This window comes from Burkholderia humptydooensis, from assembly GCF_001513745.1.
In the GTDB taxonomy this organism is placed as follows: domain Bacteria; phylum Pseudomonadota; class Gammaproteobacteria; order Burkholderiales; family Burkholderiaceae; genus Burkholderia; species Burkholderia humptydooensis.
The window spans coordinates 3,778,855-3,796,026 of record NZ_CP013380.1 but is presented as its reverse complement, the minus strand read 5'-3'; the positions used below and the strand labels follow the sequence as shown (position 1 = coordinate 3,796,026).

Annotated in this window: 16 protein-coding genes; 6 read left to right on the top strand and 10 right to left on the bottom strand. The window is 69.1% G+C overall.

The window, feature by feature from the left end:
• Positions 1–288: 288 nt before the first annotated feature.
• From AQ610_RS16905 to AQ610_RS16885, 6 genes are all read left to right on the top strand, one after another.
• The gene (locus AQ610_RS16905) at positions 289–669 is read left to right on the top strand and encodes a hypothetical protein (protein WP_006024324.1); all 381 of its coding nucleotides are present in this window, start codon (positions 289–291) and stop codon (positions 667–669) included.
• Complete coding sequence (locus AQ610_RS36860; protein WP_006024325.1) at positions 666–842, top strand: hypothetical protein; 177 nt, start codon at positions 666–668, stop codon at positions 840–842. The genes AQ610_RS16905 and AQ610_RS36860 overlap by 4 nt, the downstream gene beginning before the upstream one ends.
• A gap of 284 nt (positions 843–1,126) precedes the next feature.
• Positions 1,127–2,569 carry an alkaline phosphatase gene (locus tag AQ610_RS16900; RefSeq protein WP_043281955.1) on the top strand — a complete coding sequence of 481 codons (1,443 nt, stop codon included), beginning with the start codon at positions 1,127–1,129 and terminating at the stop codon, positions 2,567–2,569.
• A 31-nt stretch (positions 2,570–2,600) separates the two neighbouring features.
• Positions 2,601–4,004, top strand: a complete 1,404-nt coding sequence (locus tag AQ610_RS16895; RefSeq protein WP_006024327.1) for an alkaline phosphatase — start codon at positions 2,601–2,603, stop codon at positions 4,002–4,004.
• A 5-nt stretch (positions 4,005–4,009) separates the two neighbouring features.
• Complete coding sequence (locus AQ610_RS16890; RefSeq protein ID WP_041861773.1) at positions 4,010–4,759, top strand: hypothetical protein; 750 nt, start codon at positions 4,010–4,012, stop codon at positions 4,757–4,759.
• Positions 4,760–4,965: 206 nt separating this feature from the next.
• Complete coding sequence (locus AQ610_RS16885; protein WP_015600809.1) at positions 4,966–5,679, top strand: copper homeostasis protein CutC; 714 nt, start codon at positions 4,966–4,968, stop codon at positions 5,677–5,679.
• A gap of 87 nt (positions 5,680–5,766) precedes the next feature.
• Here the strand turns inward: AQ610_RS16885 and bioB are convergent, their stop codons facing one another.
• The 10 genes from bioB to aceK form a co-directional block, all read right to left on the bottom strand.
• The gene (gene bioB, locus AQ610_RS16880; protein WP_015601451.1) at positions 5,767–6,777 is read right to left on the bottom strand and encodes a biotin synthase BioB; all 1,011 of its coding nucleotides are present in this window, start codon (positions 6,775–6,777) and stop codon (positions 5,767–5,769) included.
• A gap of 58 nt (positions 6,778–6,835) precedes the next feature.
• Positions 6,836–7,558 carry a dethiobiotin synthase gene (gene bioD / locus AQ610_RS16875; protein ID WP_006024331.1) on the bottom strand — a complete coding sequence of 241 codons (723 nt, stop codon included), beginning with the start codon at positions 7,556–7,558 and terminating at the stop codon, positions 6,836–6,838.
• Positions 7,555–8,739 (bottom strand): 8-amino-7-oxononanoate synthase, encoded by a 1,185-nt coding sequence (bioF, locus tag AQ610_RS16870; protein WP_006024332.1) that lies wholly within the window; start codon positions 8,737–8,739, stop codon positions 7,555–7,557. The genes bioD and bioF overlap by 4 nt, the downstream gene beginning before the upstream one ends.
• Entirely contained in the window at positions 8,736–10,082 is a 1,347-nt protein-coding gene (gene bioA, locus AQ610_RS16865; RefSeq protein WP_009911113.1) for an adenosylmethionine--8-amino-7-oxononanoate transaminase, read from the bottom strand. Before bioA ends, bioF begins: the two co-directional genes overlap by 4 nt.
• Positions 10,083–10,538: 456 nt before the next feature.
• Complete coding sequence (locus AQ610_RS16860) at positions 10,539–11,810, bottom strand: dienelactone hydrolase family protein (protein ID WP_162486753.1); 1,272 nt, start codon at positions 11,808–11,810, stop codon at positions 10,539–10,541.
• 138 nt (positions 11,811–11,948) lie between these two features.
• A complete protein-coding gene (locus tag AQ610_RS16855) occupies positions 11,949–12,401 on the bottom strand; it encodes a YchJ family protein (RefSeq protein ID WP_009911115.1) in 453 nt (150 codons plus the stop codon).
• Positions 12,402–12,433: 32 nt separating this feature from the next.
• On the bottom strand, positions 12,434–13,111 hold the full coding sequence (locus AQ610_RS16850) for an SDR family oxidoreductase (protein ID WP_015601344.1): 678 nt from the start codon (positions 13,109–13,111) through the stop codon (positions 12,434–12,436).
• Between the two features lie 32 nt (positions 13,112–13,143).
• Positions 13,144–14,337: an acetyl-CoA C-acetyltransferase gene (locus tag AQ610_RS16845; protein ID WP_006024337.1), complete on the bottom strand. Its 1,194-nt coding sequence runs from the start codon at positions 14,335–14,337 to the stop codon at positions 13,144–13,146.
• Entirely contained in the window at positions 14,324–15,094 is a 771-nt protein-coding gene (gene can, locus AQ610_RS16840) for a carbonate dehydratase (RefSeq protein ID WP_006024338.1), read from the bottom strand. Before can ends, AQ610_RS16845 begins: the two co-directional genes overlap by 14 nt.
• Before the next feature lie 35 nt (positions 15,095–15,129).
• Positions 15,130–16,941 carry a bifunctional isocitrate dehydrogenase kinase/phosphatase gene (gene aceK / locus AQ610_RS16835; protein WP_009911118.1) on the bottom strand — a complete coding sequence of 604 codons (1,812 nt, stop codon included), beginning with the start codon at positions 16,939–16,941 and terminating at the stop codon, positions 15,130–15,132.
• Between the last annotated feature and the right edge of the window lie 231 nt (positions 16,942–17,172).

Sequence of the window (17,172 nt, the reverse complement as noted above, 5' to 3'; positions counted from 1 at the left end):
ATTGCGATTTTTGTTTGAGTTTTTGATTCGATCGGGCGTTGTTTCCTCTGCGTGCGATCCGGCCTCGCGACGCGCTGCGAGCAACGCGCTCTTGGCTCGTGCATTCGAGCCTTCCAACGCCGCGGGCGGTTCGCGGGCGTTTGCGGATTCTTTTGCGCGTCACCGTGGACGCGACCGGCGGCGGCACGCCGTTGCATTTTGCGAACGCGAGGCCGAGAATGCGCTGAGGATTGCGATGCCGGGCCGGCATCAAGCGATCCCGTCATCGGCACAACGCGAAGAACAATCATGAAAAGACCGCTTTCGTTGACCGTCCTTGCGTGGTTCGTCATCGTCTCGAACGTGATCGGGCTGATCTCGCTGCCGCTTTCGCTGCGCGATCCGAATGCCGTCGCGATCCTGCGCTACTCGCCGCTGCCGCTCGAGGCGACCGTCGCGATCGCCGTCGTCAGCGAGGGGCTGCATCTCGCCGCCGGCGTCGCGATATTGAAGCGGCGGATCTGGGGACGCACGCTCTACGCGATCGTCGCGCTCGCCGGATTCGCGATCTCCTCATTCACGACGCCGTTCAAGGGCATGCTGATCGTCGTCGCCGCGCTGATCGCGCTGTTCCTGTTCATCCTGTATCGCCCGGCCGCGACGGCCTACTTCAGGCAGGCGGCGTCATGAACGTGCTGCGCAACGCGTTTGCCGCGCTGTTCCATGTGTTCGGCAGCTTCGTCGCGATCGTCGCGATGACGCTCGTCGTCTGGCTGCAGCCATCGACCTCGCTGCGGCTCGCGTGGATCGCGGCGCTGCTTGCCGTCGCGGGCTGGCGCCTCGCCGCGCGCGGCGGCGACTGACGCGCCGGCCCCGACGCGCGCGAAGCGAGGGCGCGAGCGCTGTCGCGCGTTCGGCGACGGCGGCTGACCGGCGCTCGTTCGTCGGGAAGGCGTGCATTGAAAACGTCCGCCGGGACCATTCGCAAAGAGGCATGCGTAGCCGACGGCCGGCGCAATCCGCCTTCCGCGCAAAACCATTCAATTGCCATTCCAGGTTCTTTCAATTTCATTCACATTCGCGTCATATCGCCCCCGTATCGTCCTTGCGTTTTTGAAAGAAATCACACCAACGGGAAGCCGAAAACATGAAGCAGCGAGTGAGATTGGCCGCGCTCCTTTGCGCGAGCGTCTTCGCGGCGGCGGGCTGCGGCAGCGACGAGCCGAAGACGCCGGGCGCATCGGACGACGGCGCGCAAGCGAGTGCCGCGCGCAACGTCATCTTCTTTCTGGGCGACGGGATGGGGATGACGACGCTGACGGCCGCGCGCATCTACGCGGTCGGCGAGGACGGCGCGCTCACGCTCGACACGCTGCCCGAGACCGCGTTCGTGAAGACCTATTCGAACGATGCGCAGGTGACGGACAGCGCGCCGTCGATGTCCGCGTACATGACGGGCGTGAAGACGAATAACGAAGTGATCTCGATGACGCCCGACACGAAGGCGATCGAGCCGACCGCGAGCCTCACCGGCAACTGCGGCGCGAACAACGGCAAACCGGTGCCGACGCTGCTCGAGATCGCGAAGGCGAAGGGGCTCGCCACGGGCGTCGTCACGACGACCCGCGTCACGCACGCGACGCCTGCGGCGACCTACGCGCACGTGTGCCATCGCGACGCCGAGAACGACATCGCCGCGCAGCTCGTGCCGGGCGGCGCGGGCTACAACGCGGCGCTCGGCAACGGCGTCGACGTCGTGCTGGGCGGCGGCGCGCAGTTCTTCGTGCCGAAGGACGCGGGCGGCAAGCGCGCGGACGGCCGCAATCTCGTGAACGAGCTGAAGGCGAAGGGCTACGCGATCGCGCAGAACCGCGACGAGCTCTTCGCCGCCGATGCGGCGAAGAGCGGCAAGCTCGCCGGCCTGTTCGCAGCGAGCCACATGAGCTACGACCTCGACCGCGGCGCGACGAAGGAGCCGAGCCTCGCCGACATGGCGACGCGCGCGCTCGACGTGCTGCAGAAGAACCCGAACGGCTATTTCCTGATGGTCGAAGGCGGGCGCATCGATCACGCGCTGCACGACACGAATGCGAAGCGCGCGCTGCAGGACACGGTGGCGTTCGACAACGCGATCAAGGCGACGCTCGACAAGGTTCGCCAGACCGATCCGGATCTGAAGAACACGCTCGTCGTCGTGACGGCCGACCACGACCACACGCTGGTGCTGAACGGCTACGCGGCGCGCACGGGCAAGACGGAAGCGGGCAAGCCGGGCGTGCTCGGCGTGCTGCGCAACTATCAGACGGGCGCGGTCGCGAAGGACGCGGACGGCGCGCCGTACACGATCATCGGCTTCGGCAACGGCGAGAACCGCGTGCAGGGCAGCCGCGCGGGCACGAGCCTCACCGACGCGGTGACGGGCGCGGACGACTATCGCCAGGAAGCGGTCGTGCGGATGGCGAAGGGCGGCGAGACGCACGGCGGCACCGACGTGTTCCTCGGCGCGATCGGCCGCGGCGCGGAAGGCTTTCACGGCGTGATCGAGAACAACAAGGTGTTCGAGCTCGTGCGCAGCGCGGCGCAGCTCTGAGCGCGGCTTGGACGGAACAGGGGAATACAGGATGTCGACTATCAAGCGCATCGCGGCGGCGGCGTTCGCCGCGGCGGCCCTCTCGGGCGGTGTCGGCCAGGCGGCGCACGCCGCGGGCCAGGCGAAGAACGTGATCTTTTTCCTCGGCGACGGGATGGGGCCGACCACCGTGACGGCGAGCCGCCTCTACAAGGTCGGCGAGGCCGGTCAGTTGACGATGGAGAAGCTGCCGCGCACCGCGCGCATCAAGACCTTCTCGAACGACGCGCAGACCACCGACAGCGCGCCATCGATGGCCGCGTACATGACCGGCGTGAAGATGAACAACGAGGTGCTGTCGATGTCGTCGGACACGCGCGCGATCGCGCCCGGCAGCGACGCGAACGGCAACAAGACGGTGAACAACTGCGTCGCGGGCAACGGCAAGCCGGTGTCGACGCTGCTCGAGCTCGCGAAGGCGCGCGGCAAGGCGGTCGGCGCGATCACGACGACCGAGCTTACGCACGCGACGCCCGCCGCGACGTATTCGCACATCTGCCATCGCGACGCGCAGTACGACATCGCCGCGCAGGCGGTGCCGGGCGGCGCGGGCTACAACGCGGCCCTCGGCGACGGCGTCGACGTGCTGATGGGCGGCGGCCGCAATCACTGGACGCCGTACGATCCGGTCGCGAACAAGCGCGGCCGCGCGGACGGGCGCAACCTGCTCGCCGAGCTGCAGGCGAAGGGCTACGCGGTCGTCGCGACGAAGGACCAGCTCGCGCAGGCGGGCGCGGCCAAGCTGATCGGACTCTTCAGCACGACGAGCCATCTCGAATACGAGCTCGACCGCGTCGCGGGCAAGGGCGAGGGCGCGACGCAGCCGAGCCTCGCGGAGATGACCGCGAAGGCGATCGACGTGCTGCAGAAGAATCCGAACGGCTATTTCCTGATGGTCGAAGGCGGGCGCATCGATCACGCGCTGCACGGCACGAACGCGAAGCGCGCGCTCGAAGACACGGCGGCGTTCGACGAGGCGATCCGCACCGCGCTCGCGAAGGTCGATCTGTCGAACACGCTGATCGTCGTGACGGCCGACCACGACCATACGATGACGATCAACGGCTATTCGAAGCGCGGCAATCCGGTTCTCGACATCAGCCGCAGCTATCGCGACGGCCAGCCGAACAAGGACGCCGACGGCAACACCTACACGACGCTCGTGTTCGGCAACGGCGCGAACCGGCCGAACGTGCGCGCGCCGGTGGATTCGGCAACGGCGACGAACGACGCGTACCTTCAGGAAGTCGGCGTGCGGATGGGCAGCGCGGGCTCCGAGACGCACGGCGGCGGCGACGTGATGCTGTTCGCCGACGGCGCCGGCGCGAAGGCGTTCAAGGGCACGCTCGACAACACGAAGGTGTTCGGTCTCGTGAAGTCGGCGTTCGGGTTCTGAGCGCAATGGCCGCAATGCTGATGATGTCCGCGATGCAACGCGTCGCCGCGCGGCGCGCGTGCGCGGCGTTCGGCGCGGCGGCCATGCTCGCCGCCGCGCCGGCGATCGCGGCGCGCGCCGCCGCCCCCGCCCCGGAGCTCGATGCGGTGCTGCTGCACGAGAGCATGACGGTGAGCGCGGACGGCGTGACGCGCACCGTCACGTATCGGGAGCGGATGGTGCGCCGGGATGGGCACGTCTGGATCGAGCGCGTGCTGCCTGCCGGCGCGAAGCGCGCGGAAGCCGGCGATGCGCATGCGCACGCGGGCCACAAGCATTTCGATTTCGACGCGGCCGCGCGGCACGTGACGAACGACGGCGGCAAGATCGGCGTCGAATACGTCGATGCGGCGCAGCGCACGGTCGTCGCGGTGCCGCCCGCCGAGTACGAGACGACGGGCTTCGACGGCTCGTGGGACAACGCGTTCTACATCACGCCGCCGTCGCAACTGAAACGCCTCGCCGCGAAGTCGAAGCCGGGGCCCGCGCCCGGCACGCGCTGGTATGAGCAGACGGTCGGCGCGCCGCGCGCGCAGGGCGTCAATCGCATTTTGTGGAGCGACGCGCTGCAGGCGCCGCTCGTCGTCGAATACCGCAGCGCGGACGGCCATGCATCGCGCAAGCTGACGCTCACGCCCGCGCCGCGCGCGAAGGCGCCGCCGTGGCGGCAACTGCAGTCGTATGCGCGCAAGGAGTATGCGGACTATCTCGATTGATGCGCGATTCGTTTTGCGCGTGAGACGCTGCGCTTCGCGTGCGAGGCCGAACCGGTCCGGGCAAGGCGAAGCAACGCGGCGCAATCCGGCAAAGCGACGTGATGCGGCGCGCCGCCCCGGCCGCATTCCGCCCGCTCGGCCGTTACACGCGCGTTCGCGCCGTCGGTTACGATGCTGGCTGGTTCAACTCGTCCCAGGGCGCTTGCATGCCAGCTTCCTCGATCCTTCTCGAAGTCATCGCGACGACGATCGGCGATGCGAAAGCCGCCGCCCGCGCGGGCGCCGACCGCCTCGAACTCGTGACCGCGATCAGCGAAGGCGGCTTGACGCCGAGCGTCGGCGTGATCGAAGCCGTCATCGCCGCGGCGCCGATTCCCGTGAACGTGATCGTGCGGCCGCACAGCCGCTCGTTCCACTATGACGCGAGCGAGCTCGCGGCGATCGCGCGCGACGTGCGCGCGGCCGTCGCGGCGGGCGCGAACGGCGTGGTGTTCGGAATGCTCGACGCGCACGGCGACATCGATCTCGACGCATTGCAGCGCATCGCCGATGCGGCCGACGGGCGCGACCTCACGTTCCATCGCGCGTTCGACGTCGCGCGCGATCTGAACGCCGCGCTCGACACGTTGTTGCGCGTGCCGTCCGTCACGTCGGTGCTGACCTCGGGTGGGCATCCGTCGGTGCTCGATGCGCGCGACGTCGTCGCGCGGATGGTGCAGCGCGCCGAGGGCGCGACGTGCACGGTGCTCGCGGGCGCGGGGCTCACCGTCGATGCGCTCGGCGATTTCGTGCGCGCCACGGGCGTGCGGGCCGTGCACTTCGGCTCGGGCGTGCGCGAGCGCGGCGACGTGCTCGCGCCGGTCGACGAGCGGCTCGTCGCGAAGGCGCGCGCGGCGCTCGATGCGGCGGCGCGGGGGTAGCACGTCGGTCGCGCGCAGCGTCGTGCGCCGTGCACGACGAAGGAAGCCGGGACCTCGCCCGGCTTGTTGCCTGGCCGCGGCCGACGTTCAGGCGCTCAACTGCGTCGCTTCGGCGGCCGACATCCCGAGCCGCGCGAGCAGCTTGCGGTCCGCTTCGGCGCGCGGGTTGCCGGTCGTCAGCAGCACGTCGCCGTAGAACATCGAATTCGCGCCGGCGAGGAAGCACAGCGCCTGCATCGAATCGTCGAGCTGCTCGCGGCCCGCCGACAGCCGCACCATCGCCTTCGGCATCGTGATGCGCGCGACCGCGATCGTGCGCACGAACTCGAACGGATCGAGCGCCTGCGCATTCTCGAGCGGCGTGCCCTCGATCGCGACGAGATTGTTGATCGGCACCGATTCCGGATACGGGTCCATGTTCGCGAGCTGCGCGATGAGGCCCGCGCGCTCGCGGCGCGATTCGCCCATCCCGATGATCCCGCCGCAGCACACGTTGATGCCCGCGTCGCGCACGCGCTCGAGCGTGTCGAGGCGATCCTGGTACGTGCGCGTCGAGATGATCTGCCCGTAGAACTCGGGCGACGTGTCGAGGTTGTGGTTGTAGTAGTCGAGGCCCGCTTCGGCAAGCGCCTTCGCCTGGTGCGCTTCGAGCATGCCGAGCGTCACGCACGTCTCGAGGCCCATCTCCTTCACGCCGCGGATCATGTCCTTGATCGGTTCGATGTGCCGATCCTTCGGATTGCGCCACGCGGCGCCCATGCAGAAGCGCGTCGCGCCGTTTTCCTTCGCGGTGCGCGCGGCGGCGAGCACGGCGTCCACTTCCATCAGCTTCTCCGCCTTCAGGCCGGTTTCGTGGTGTGCGGATTGCGAGCAGTAGCCGCAGTCTTCCTCGCAGCCGCCCGTCTTGATCGACAGCAGCGTCGAGAGCTGGATCGCATTCGCATCGAAGTGCTCGCGGTGCGCCTGCTGCGCGCGGAACAGCAGATCGTTGAACGGCAGCTCGTAGAGCGCGATCACGTCGGCGACGCGCCAGCGCGGCGCGGCGGGCGCGGCCACCGGCGTTTCGGTCGTCGCGGGAGCGGTTTGAGCTTGAGTCATGTCGGTCATCCTTCGGTCAGGGATCGATTCGAAAAATCGGCGATGAGCGGGCGAAACGTCAGTGCGGCGCGGCCGCGCGCAGCGCATGCAGCAAGCGGTTCACGTCGAGCGCCTTCGACGCCGCGTCGGGCGACGGCGGGCTCATGTGCGCGATGTCGCCGAGAAGCGGCGCGCGGTGCTCGCGTTCGAGCCATGCGCGCAGCGTGCCGACGTTGTCGTCGGCGAAGTTCATCGCCGGATCGACGCGGTTCGCGACCCAGCCGGCGATCGCGAGGCCGCGCGCGGCGATCGCGTCGGCGGTGAGGAGCGCGTGGCTGATGCAGCCGAGCCGCACGCCGACGACGAGCACCACCGGCAGGCCGAGCGCGACCGCCAGATCGGCGGTGTCGCGCGCGTCGGTGAGCGGCACGCGAAAGCCGCCGACGCCTTCGACGACGACAACGTCCACCCTCTCGCACGCGCGGCGATGCGCGCCGACGATCATGCCGATGTCGAGCGTCACGCCTTCGCGCGCGGCGGCGATGTGCGGCGCGGCGGCCGCCTCCAGCAGGAACGGTGTGCGGATTTCCGGGGGCAGCGCGACGTTCGCGGCCGCGTCGAGCTGGTCGGCGTCTTCGTTGCGCCGCACGCCGTCGCGCTCGTACGCGCCCGCGGCGACCGGCTTCATCGCGGCCGCGCGCAGCCCAGCGCGCGCGAAGCCGCGCAGCAGCGCGGCCGACACCAGGGTCTTGCCGATCCCGGTATCGGTGCCCGTCACGAACAGCGAAAGCGGCGCACTCATGCGGCGGCCTCGACCCGTGTGACGAGCGCCGCTTCGAGGCGCGCGAGATCGTCGAACGAATGCGCGGCCGACAGCGAGATCCGCAGCCGCGACGTGCCGGCCGGCACCGTCGGCGGCCGGATCGCGGGCACCCACAGGCCCTGCGCGTCGAGCGCGGCCATCGCGGCGAGCGTCGCTTCGTTGCTGCCGATCACGAGCGGCTGCACGGCCGTGTGCGAATCGACCGGCCGCCAGGGCGTCGCGCGCAGGATCGCGCGCGTGCGCTCGATCAGCGCGCCGAGATGCGCGCGGCGCGCGTCGCCTTCGTCGCCCGCGATGATCGCGAGGCTCGCGGACACCGCGCACGCGACGGACGGCGGCGCGGCCGTCGTGAAGATGTAGCTGCGCGCGCGCTGCACGAGCCATTCGATCACGGTCTCGTGCGCGACGACGAACGCGCCCGCGACGCCCGCCGCCTTGCCGAGCGTGCCGACGCAGACGAGGTTCGGCGAGCGCAGCCCCTGCGCGGCGAGCGCGCCGCGGCCTTGCGGGCCGAGCACGCCGAAGCCGTGCGCGTCGTCGACGACGAGCCATGCGCCATGCGCCTCGGCGAGCGCGACGAGGCGCGCGAGCGGCGCGACGTCGCCGCCCATGCTGAACACGGTGTCGGAGACGATCAGCTTCGCCGGCGCGTCGCAGGCGCGCAGGAGCATCTCGAGCGCGTCGGCGTCGCCGTGCGGATAGACCTGCACGTTCGCGCGCGACAGCCGCGCGCCGTCGATCAGCGACGCATGATTGAGCGCGTCGGAGAAGATCGTCGCGCCGCGGCCCGCGAGCGCGGTGAGCGCGGCGAGGTTCGCCATGTAGCCGGTGCTGAAGTAGAGCGCGCGCGGCGCATCGGAGAAGCCGCCCGAGAACGCGGCGAGCTCGTCCTCGAGCGCCGCGTGCGCGCGCGAGTGGCCGCCGAGCAGATGCGAGCCGCCGCTGCCCGAGCCGTAGCGGCGCGCGCCTTCGGCGAACGCTTCGACGAGGCGCGGATGCGCGGCGAGCCCGAGATAGTCGTTGCTCGCGAAGCCGACGATCTCGCGGCCGTCGACGCTCATGTGCGCGCCGCACGCGGTGTCCGCGATGCGGCGGCGGCGGCGCAGCCCTTGCGCGTCGATGTCGGCGAGGCCGCGTTCGAGCGTGGCGAGCAGATTCATGCGTGAGCCTCCGAAAGCGTGGCGTCGAGCGTCGCGCGCGTGCGCGAGGCGAGCCATTCGATCTCGCCGTCGTCGAGGATGTAAGGCGGCATCAGATAGACCGTCGTGCCGATCGGGCGCAGCAGCGTCTCGCGCGCGAGCGCGTGCCCGAAGAAGCGGCGCGGGAACGTCTGCGCCGCATCGCCTTCGAGCGCGACGTCGAACGCGAAGATCGTGCCGCGCTCGCGCAGGTGGCGTACCTGCGGATGCGACGCGAGCGGCGCGAGCGCGTCGCGCATCAGCGCGGCCTTGCGCGCGTTTTCGGCAAGCACATCGTCTTCGTCGAACAGATCGAGCGTCGCGACGGCCGCGCGGCACGCGAGCGGATTGCCCGTGTACGAATGCGAATGCAGGAAGCCGCGCGTCACGTCGTCGTCGTAGAACGCGTCGAAGATCGCGTCGCGCGACAGCACGAGCGACAGCGGCAGATAGCCGCCGCTGATGCCCTTCGACAGGCACAGGAAATCGGGCCACACGCTCGCCTGCTCGCACCCGAAGAACGTGCCGGTGCGCCCGCAACCCACCGCGATCTCGTCGGCGATCAGATGCACGTCGTGCGCGTCGCACAGCGCGCGCAGGCCGCGCACGTATGACGGATCGTGCATCGCGAAGCCCGCCGCGCATTGCACGAGCGGCTCGACGATCAGCGCGGCGATCTTCTCGCCGCGCTCGGCGAACAGGCGCTTCACGTCGCCGAGCGCGCGCGCGGCGACGTCGGCCGCCGTTTCGCCGTCGCGCGCGCCGCGCGCGTCCGGCGATGCGACGACGTGCGCCGTGCGAATCAGCGGATCGTATGCGTCCTTGAACAGCGCGACGTCGGTGACGCCGAGCGCGCCGATCGTCTCGCCGTGATAACCGTTCGCGATGCAGACGAATTCGCGCTTGTCGCCGCGGCCGCGATTGCGCCACGTGTGGAAGCTCATCTTCAGCGCGATCTCGACGGCCGATGCACCGTCCGACGCGAAGAACGCATGGCCGAGCGTGTGCTGCGTGCGCGCGGCGAGCCGCTCGGCGAGCTCGATCGCGCTTTCGTGCGTGCAGCCGGCGAGCATCGCGTGCTCGAGCGTGTCGAGCTGCTGCTTCAGCGCCGCGTTGATGCGCGGGTTCGCGTGGCCGAACAGGTTCACCCACCACGAGCTGATCGCGTCGAGATAGCGGTTGCCCGCGCGATCGAACAGCCACGCGCGTTCGCCGCGCGCGACGGGAATGAGCGGCAGCCGCTCGTGGTGCTTCATCTGCGTGCAGGGATGCCAGACCGCGCGCAGGCTGCGCGCGACCCAGTCGTCGGTTGCGTGTGTGCTCAAGGACTGCTCCGGGACCAGAACGTGTCGAGGGCGCGCGAAGCGCCGCTCGTTCATGCGGGATCGACAGCGAGAACGCGTGCGATCGGATGGCGAAGAAAACGCGTGTGCAAATCGAAAACCGGCGCTGAGATTAGCGTGTTTTGCGCTCGGCTGCAGTACTCGTTACAAAACGCCGGAGCCTTGCCGGACGCGGAGTTCGGCGCATTTCGCGGCGTCTCGCGACGGTTCGGGGCAGATCATCCGAATACGCGGGAGAAGGCGACGGCAAAGAGTCGCTACCTGTCGGCCGGAAACCGTGCGAGCGGCGGCCGAAAAACGTCTGACGACTCGAAAAGAGGGCGCGTGCGATGCGCGATGTCGCGTCGATGTGAAGAAAGAACCTGGAGAAAACGGCGGGGAAGGGCCGCGCGGCGCGTCGCCGTCGACCGGACGGCCGGTATCGTCAGGCGCGGCCGGTCAGCGGCTCGCGAGCGCGCGCGCCGCGCTCGTCGATTCGTCGGCCGTTTGCGTGCCCGCGTCGCGCCACACGACGCGCTCGTCGACCGCGTACAACTGGCATGCCCCCGCGCCCTGCTTGCGGCAGCCTTCGAGCGCGAGCGCCATCGGATCGTCGCCGCCTTCGGCCCACGACCATGCGCCTTCGCTCGACACCGCGAACGCGCGGCTCGGATGCTGCGCGAGGAAGCGGCGATACGCGGCGCGGCCGGCGTCGTCGATGAAGGGCACCGCTTCGACCGATTCGATCGCCGCATAGCCGCTCGCCTTCGGCTCGTGCGGATTCGCGACCGCGTAGCGCACCGACGTCGGCAGGCTCAACTGCGCGAGGAACGACGCGACGGGCGGCCACCAGATCGGCACGCCGTCGCGATCGACGATGATCCGGTGCGCGTCGTCCTTGTATCGGCCGAAATCGACGAAGAGCGTGCTTGCGCCGTGCGACATGTACGCGTCGCGCAGTTGCGCGACGAGCGCGGGCGACCACACCGAATCGTTGTCGCCGTACAGCCACAGCGAGGGCACGTGCGTGCGCGAGCCGTACGTGTCGAACGCGTTGACGAGGTTCTTCTGCCAGCCTTCGCAGAGATCCTGGCGCAGCCCGCCCGAGAAGTTGATGATCCCGCGCACGCCGCGCGCGGCCTCGGTGCCGTATGCGAGCGACACGAGCCCGCCGTGCGACGTGCCCGCGACCACGACGTGCTTCGCGTCGACATAAGGCAGCTTCGACATGTAGCCGAGCGTCGCGGCGACGTCGCGCGCCTGCGCGACGCCGTTGCGCTCGACGTCGCAGCCTTCCTGGACGTACGCGCCGCCCGAGCCCGCGAAGCCTTCGCGGTTCGGCGCGACGACCGCGTAGCCGCGCCGCACGAACTCGCGCGCGAACGACAGCGGCCGGCTGCGCGGCTGCGCGCGCAGGTCGCCGGGATTCTTGCCGTGGTTGAAGACGACGAGCGGGAACGGGCCGGGGCCGTCCGGCTTGAACACCGTCGCCTCGAGCGTGATCGTGCCGGCCGCGTCGACCGGAATGCGGATGATCGTTTCGTTGAGATTCGCGGCGACGGGCGGCAGGCCCGAATCGCCGTAGTCGAAGCGCTCGGCGTTCGCGAGCGCGCCGGATGCGCGCGGCGCGGCGGCAGACGCGGACGGAACGTCGGACGCAAGCGTGCCGGCCTGAGCGGCCGACAGCACGCATGCCGCGATCCATCCCGTCATCACCTTGCCGAATGCCATGCCTGAGCCCACCCACGCGAGTTGCGCCAAACGTGGGCCATCCTAGCCTGACAAATTTCGGTTGTGCAACGCCGTAATTACCCGGCCATGCCGAAATGTGTCGCCGAATCCGCAGAACTGCGAAGCGATGCGATGGACTCAGCGCTCGCTTACATCGCCGTCGACGTAACGCCACGCGCCTTGCGCGTCGCGCGTGAACCGGCTCGTTTCGTGCATCCGGTGCGCGCGGCCGCCGATTTTGTAGCGCGCGACGAATTCCACTTCGGCGTGCGTATCGTCGAGCTGCACATGGCGCTTGATCGCGAGGCCGAGCCAGCGCGGCGCGTCGGCGCGGCCGGCATCGGCGTCGAGATCGGGCGGGCAGGTGCGCGCGTCCCAGGTCGCGCGCAGGTAGTCGGTTGCGCCAAGTACGTATGCGCTATAGCGCGAGCGCATCAGCTCGAGCGCCGTCGCGGCGGTGGCGTGCCCGTCGATCAGGCGTGCGCAGCAATCCGCGTAGCGCGGCGCGCGCGCATTCGCATTCGCGCCGGGCGCGGCGCCGCCGCACGGGCAATCGAGCGGGCGCCCGGAGACGTTCGTCGCGGCTTGCATCGTGATTCGAGGAACGAGGCGGCGCGGCCGGCTCACCAGCCGAGCTCGACGCCGTCGTATTGAAAGAAGCGGCCGTTCGCGTGTTCGCGGTCGCCCGCCGCCTGCGCGATCACGCGGCGCATGCCGGCGACGCTCGTCTGCGGATCGAGCGCGGCCTGCGCGCCGCCCATGTCGGTGCGCACCCAGCCCGGATGCAGCGCGATGCAGGCCGCGTGCCGCGCCTGCAGCGACGCGATCCGCAGCGCGTCGTTCACCGCTGCCTTGCTCGCGCGGTAGAGCCAGCCTGTCGTGCCGGTCGCCTCGCTGATGCTGCCCATCTTGCTCGACAGCACCGCGAGGACACCGCGGCTCGCCTCGACGAGCGGCAGCAGGATCGGCATCAGCAGCATCGGGCCGAGCACGTTCGTGTGCATCACCGCATCGAAGTCCTCCGCGCCGACGGGCTCGACGCCCGCCGTGCGCGGACCGTACACGCCCGACACGACGACGGCCGCGTCGAGCGCGGTGTCGCCGAGCCGGGCGTCGAACGCCGCGATGTCGTCGGGCTGCGCGACGTCGAGCGCGAGCGCGCGCGCGCCGAGCACATCGAGCGACGCGAGCGACGCCGCGTCGCGCGCCGTTGCGATCACGCGCCAGCCGTCATGCAGATACTGGCCGACGAACTCGCGGCCGATGCCGCGCGATGCGCCGACGATCAATACGGTCTTCATCGAAGGACTCCTGTTCGGGTGCGTGGCGGAGGTCAGATCAGTTCGATGCCCATCGCGGTCGCCTCGCCGCCGCCGATGCACAGGCTCGCGACGCCGCGCTTGCCGCCGCGCGCGCGCAGCGCGCCGATCAGCGTGACGAGGATGCGGGCGCCCGACGCGCCGATCGGATGGCCGAGCGCGCACGCGCCGCCGTTCACGTTGACCTTGTCGTGCGGCAGGTCGTGCTCCTTCATCGCCGCCATCGTGACGACGGCGAACGCCTCGTTGATCTCGTACAGATCGACCTCGGCCGCGCGCCAGCCGTTCCTGTCGAACAGGCGCCGGATCGCGCCGACGGGCGCCGTCGTGAACTTCGACGGCGCTTGCGCGAACGTCGAATGGCCGACGACGCGCGCGAGGGGCGCGAGCCCGAGCCGGTTCGCCGTCGACGCGCGCATCATCACGAGCGCGGCCGCGCCGTCGGAGATCGACGACGAATTCGCGGCGGTCACGGTGCCCGTCTTGCTGAATGCGGGCTTGAGCGTCGGGATCTTCTCGGGGTTCGCCTTGAACGGCTGCTCGTCGCGCGCGATCACCGTGTCGCCCTTCTTGCCGGCCACCGTCACGGGCGCGATTTCCCACGCGAACGAGCCGTCCTCGTTCGCCCGCTTCGCGCGCGCGAGCGATTCGATCGCGAACGCGTCCTGCGCCTCCCGCGTGAACGCGTATTCGCCCGCGCATTCCTCGGCGAACGTGCCCATCAGGCGGCCCTTGTCGTAGGCGTCCTCCAGGCCGTCGAGGAACATGTGGTCGAGCACCTGGCCGTGGCCCATGCGCATGCCCGCGCGCGCCTTCGGCAGCAGGTACGGCGCGTTCGTCATGCTTTCCATGCCGCCCGCGACGATCACGTCGACCGAGCCCGCGACAAGCATGTCGTGCGCGAACATCGCCGCGCGCATGCCCGAGCCGCACATCTTGTTGACCGTCGTGCAGCCGACCGAAAGCGGCAGCTTCGCGCCGAGCGCCGCCTGCCGCGCCGGGGCCTGTCCCTGCCCCGCGGGCAGCACGCAGCCCATCACCGCTTCGTCGATCTGCTCGGGCTTGATGCCCGCGCGCTCGAGCGCCGCGGCGATCGCGGCCGCGCCCAGTTGCGGCGCGGCGAGCGACGCGAAGTCGCCCTGAAAGCCCGCGATCGGCGTGCGCGCCGCCGACGCGATGACGATCGGGTCCTGATCAACAGCCGTCATGTTTCGTCTCCTTGATGGTTTGGGCAATGAGATCGGCCGCACCGGCGAGCTGCGCCGCGTCGGCCGCCACGACGTCATTGTCCGCCGAATGCGCGCCTTTTGCCGAGAGCGCGCCCACTGCGCGGCGGTACGTCGCATCGAGTTGCCCGGGATGCGACACGGCCATCCCGAGGTTGCGCATCCGGCCGTCGTGCACGCCGTACACGAGCGCGTGCACGGTGATCGGCTGGCCGCGCGCCCACGCGTCGTTCACGATCGTCGTGCGGCACACGTTGACGACCTGCTCGATCGCGTTGAGCTCGATCAGGCGCCGATAGCGCGCTTCGCCGAGCGGCCATTCGCCGAGCAGCGCCGCGTGCTTCTCGCGCACGTCCTGCACGTGATGCAGCCAGTTGTCCGCGAGCCCGACGCGGCGGCTGTGCAGCGCCGCGTTCACGCCCGAGCAGCCGTAGTGGCCGACGACCATGATGTGCTTGACCTTCAGCAGGTCGACCGCGAACTGGATCACCGACAGGCAGTTCAGATCGGTGTGCACGACGACGTTCGCGATGTTGCGGTGGACGAACACCTCGCCCGGCGGCAGGCCGATGATCTGGTTCGCGGGCACGCGCGAATCGGAGCAGCCGATCCACAGATACTCGGGCGCCTGCTGGTCGGCGAGGCGCGAGAAGTATTGCGGATCGACGGCGAGCTTGCGCTTGACCCAGGCGTCGTTGTTGTCGAACAGATGCGAGAGCGGATGGTCGTTCGTGTTCATCTCAAGTGGGTTCCGTGGGATGAAAATGGCGCGGCTCACGCGGCGGCGCGCTTGCCGTCGTCGGCCGCGGCGCCTGGCGCGAAGCGCTCCGGATAGCGGATGCAAAAGCGCAGCGACGGCTCGTAGGCGAAAAAATCGGGCAGCTCGCCGCGCAGCAGGCGGTCCTTGCTGTCCTGCCAGAGCTGCGGATCGAAGAAATCCGCGTGATGCGCGATGAAGTGCTCGCGCACGCGCGGATCGCCGAGCAGGAACGGCGCGTAGGTTTCCGGGAAGATGTCGTGCGGGCCGACCGTGTACCACGGCTCGCCCGACATCTCGTCTTCCTCGTTGCGCGGCGGCGGCACGCGGCGAATGGTGCAGTCGGTTAGATATTCGATCTCGTCGTAGTCGTAGAACACGACGCGCCCGTGGCGCGTCACGCCGAAGTTCTTGTACAGCATGTCGCCGGGGAAGATGTTCGCCTGCATCAGCTCCTTCACCGCGTTGCCGTATTCGCGCACGCCGTGCTCGATCTCGGCGTCGCTGCCGTTCTGCAGATACAGGTTGAGCGGCACCATCCGGCGCTCGATGTACAGGTGCTTGATGACGAGGTTGTCGCCCTCGTATTCGATCAGCGACGGCACTTCCTTTTCGAGCTCGCGCACGAGTGCGTCGTCGAGCCGCGCGAGCGGCAGCGCGACGCTCGAGTATTCGAGCGTGTCCGCCATCCGGCCGAGACGGTCGTGGCGCTTGACGAGCAGGTACTTGCCCATGATCTGCTCGCGCGTCGTCTCCTTCGGCGGCGGGAAGTGATCCTTGATCATCTTGAACACGTACGGGAACGACGGCAGCGTGAACACGAGCATCACGAGGCCCTTGATGCCGGGCGCGATGATGAAGCGGTCGCTCGAATGCGACAGGTGATGCAGCAGATCGCGATAGAACAGGTTCTTGCCCTGCTTCTGCAGGCCGACCGACGTGTAGATCTCCGCCTTCGGCTTGCCCGGCATGACCGAGCGCAGGAACTGCACGTAGGCGGACGGCACGTTCATGTCGACGAGGAAGTACGAGTGCGAGAAGCTGAAGATGATTTTCAACTGATCGCGGCGCAGGAGCACCGTGTCGAGCGCGAGAAGGCCCGCGCGCACGTGGCGGATCGGCATCGCGAACGGCAGCACGCGGTCGCCGTTGATGATGCGGCCGACGACGTACGCGGTCTTGTTCCGGTAGAACAGCGACGACAGCACGTGGATCTGGAAATTCACCGCTTCGTCGAACGTGCCGAACTCGTCGTGAATCGCCTGCATGATGCACGCGATGTCGCGCTCGAGATCCTCGAACGGCGGGTTGAGCTGGAAGTTCGTGACGATCCGCTCGAGCGTCGCGGCGAGCCCCTCGCTGCCCGGATAGTATGCGCGGTACGTCGGCTTCGCGGCGGGCTCGTCGTTCTCGATGTATTCGGTCGAGATCGCCGGGCGCACGAAGATGAAATCGTTGTTGAAGTACGCGCGATGCAGGATCTTGCAGCACACCGAATTGAAGAACGTCTCCGCGCATTCGGGCTGGCGGTGCGACGTCAGCAGGCCGATGTAATGCAGCTTGATCTGCGGCCAGACGTCGTTGCCGATGTTCTCCGCATCGTATTCGTCCTCGAGCAGCTCGACGCATTCGCGCACGCGGTCGTCGTACGACGTGATGCGCTCGCGCGCGAGCCGCTGCAGCCCGTGCCAGTCCGCGCGCTCGAACAGGCCCTTTGCCTCGACGGCCGCTTCGCGGAAGATCCGGTAGTGGCGATCGAAGTTTTCGAGGATCGTCTGCGCGACGTCGAAGCCGATCTGCGAGGACAGCAGTTTGGGAAAATGATTCATCGTGCGGGGGCTCACGGGCGGAAAGCTCACGCCATTTTAGCGCCGGGCGGGCGCGCTTTAGCCAATGCGGGGCGATTCGGCGCAGGCGGCCGCTTCGGGCGGCCCGGCCGGTTCGGCGACGTTCCGCGACGTTTGGCGGATCTTTTCGCAACGATCGGGGTTCGCGCGGGATCGTGGCTCGATCTTTTTTCCGGGGCGCGAAGGCGGTCCGGCGCACCTTCCGCGCGTTGA

What these genes read in the sequence shown, in the direction of transcription:
- AQ610_RS16905 (WP_006024324.1), top strand. Translation starts at nt 289, where the DNA reads ATGAAAAGACCGCTTTCGTTGACCGTCCTTGCGTGGTTCGTCATCGTC.
- AQ610_RS36860 (WP_006024325.1), top strand. Translation starts at nt 666, where the DNA reads ATGAACGTGCTGCGCAACGCGTTTGCCGCGCTGTTCCATGTGTTCGGC.
- AQ610_RS16900 (WP_043281955.1), top strand. Translation starts at nt 1,127, where the DNA reads ATGAAGCAGCGAGTGAGATTGGCCGCGCTCCTTTGCGCGAGCGTCTTC.
- AQ610_RS16895 (WP_006024327.1), top strand. Translation starts at nt 2,601, where the DNA reads ATGTCGACTATCAAGCGCATCGCGGCGGCGGCGTTCGCCGCGGCGGCC.
- AQ610_RS16890 (WP_041861773.1), top strand. Translation starts at nt 4,010, where the DNA reads ATGGCCGCAATGCTGATGATGTCCGCGATGCAACGCGTCGCCGCGCGG.
- AQ610_RS16885 (WP_015600809.1), top strand. Translation starts at nt 4,966, where the DNA reads ATGCCAGCTTCCTCGATCCTTCTCGAAGTCATCGCGACGACGATCGGC.
- bioB (WP_015601451.1), bottom strand. Translation starts at nt 6,777, where the DNA reads ATGACTCAAGCTCAAACCGCTCCCGCGACGACCGAAACGCCGGTGGCC.
- bioD (WP_006024331.1), bottom strand. Translation starts at nt 7,558, where the DNA reads ATGAGTGCGCCGCTTTCGCTGTTCGTGACGGGCACCGATACCGGGATC.
- bioF (WP_006024332.1), bottom strand. Translation starts at nt 8,739, where the DNA reads ATGAATCTGCTCGCCACGCTCGAACGCGGCCTCGCCGACATCGACGCG.
- AQ610_RS16860 (WP_162486753.1), bottom strand. Translation starts at nt 11,810, where the DNA reads ATGGCATTCGGCAAGGTGATGACGGGATGGATCGCGGCATGCGTGCTG.
- AQ610_RS16855 (WP_009911115.1), bottom strand. Translation starts at nt 12,401, where the DNA reads ATGCAAGCCGCGACGAACGTCTCCGGGCGCCCGCTCGATTGCCCGTGC.
- AQ610_RS16850 (WP_015601344.1), bottom strand. Translation starts at nt 13,111, where the DNA reads ATGAAGACCGTATTGATCGTCGGCGCATCGCGCGGCATCGGCCGCGAG.
- AQ610_RS16845 (WP_006024337.1), bottom strand. Translation starts at nt 14,337, where the DNA reads ATGACGGCTGTTGATCAGGACCCGATCGTCATCGCGTCGGCGGCGCGC.
- can (WP_006024338.1), bottom strand. Translation starts at nt 15,094, where the DNA reads ATGAACACGAACGACCATCCGCTCTCGCATCTGTTCGACAACAACGAC.
- aceK (WP_009911118.1), bottom strand. Translation starts at nt 16,941, where the DNA reads ATGAATCATTTTCCCAAACTGCTGTCCTCGCAGATCGGCTTCGACGTC.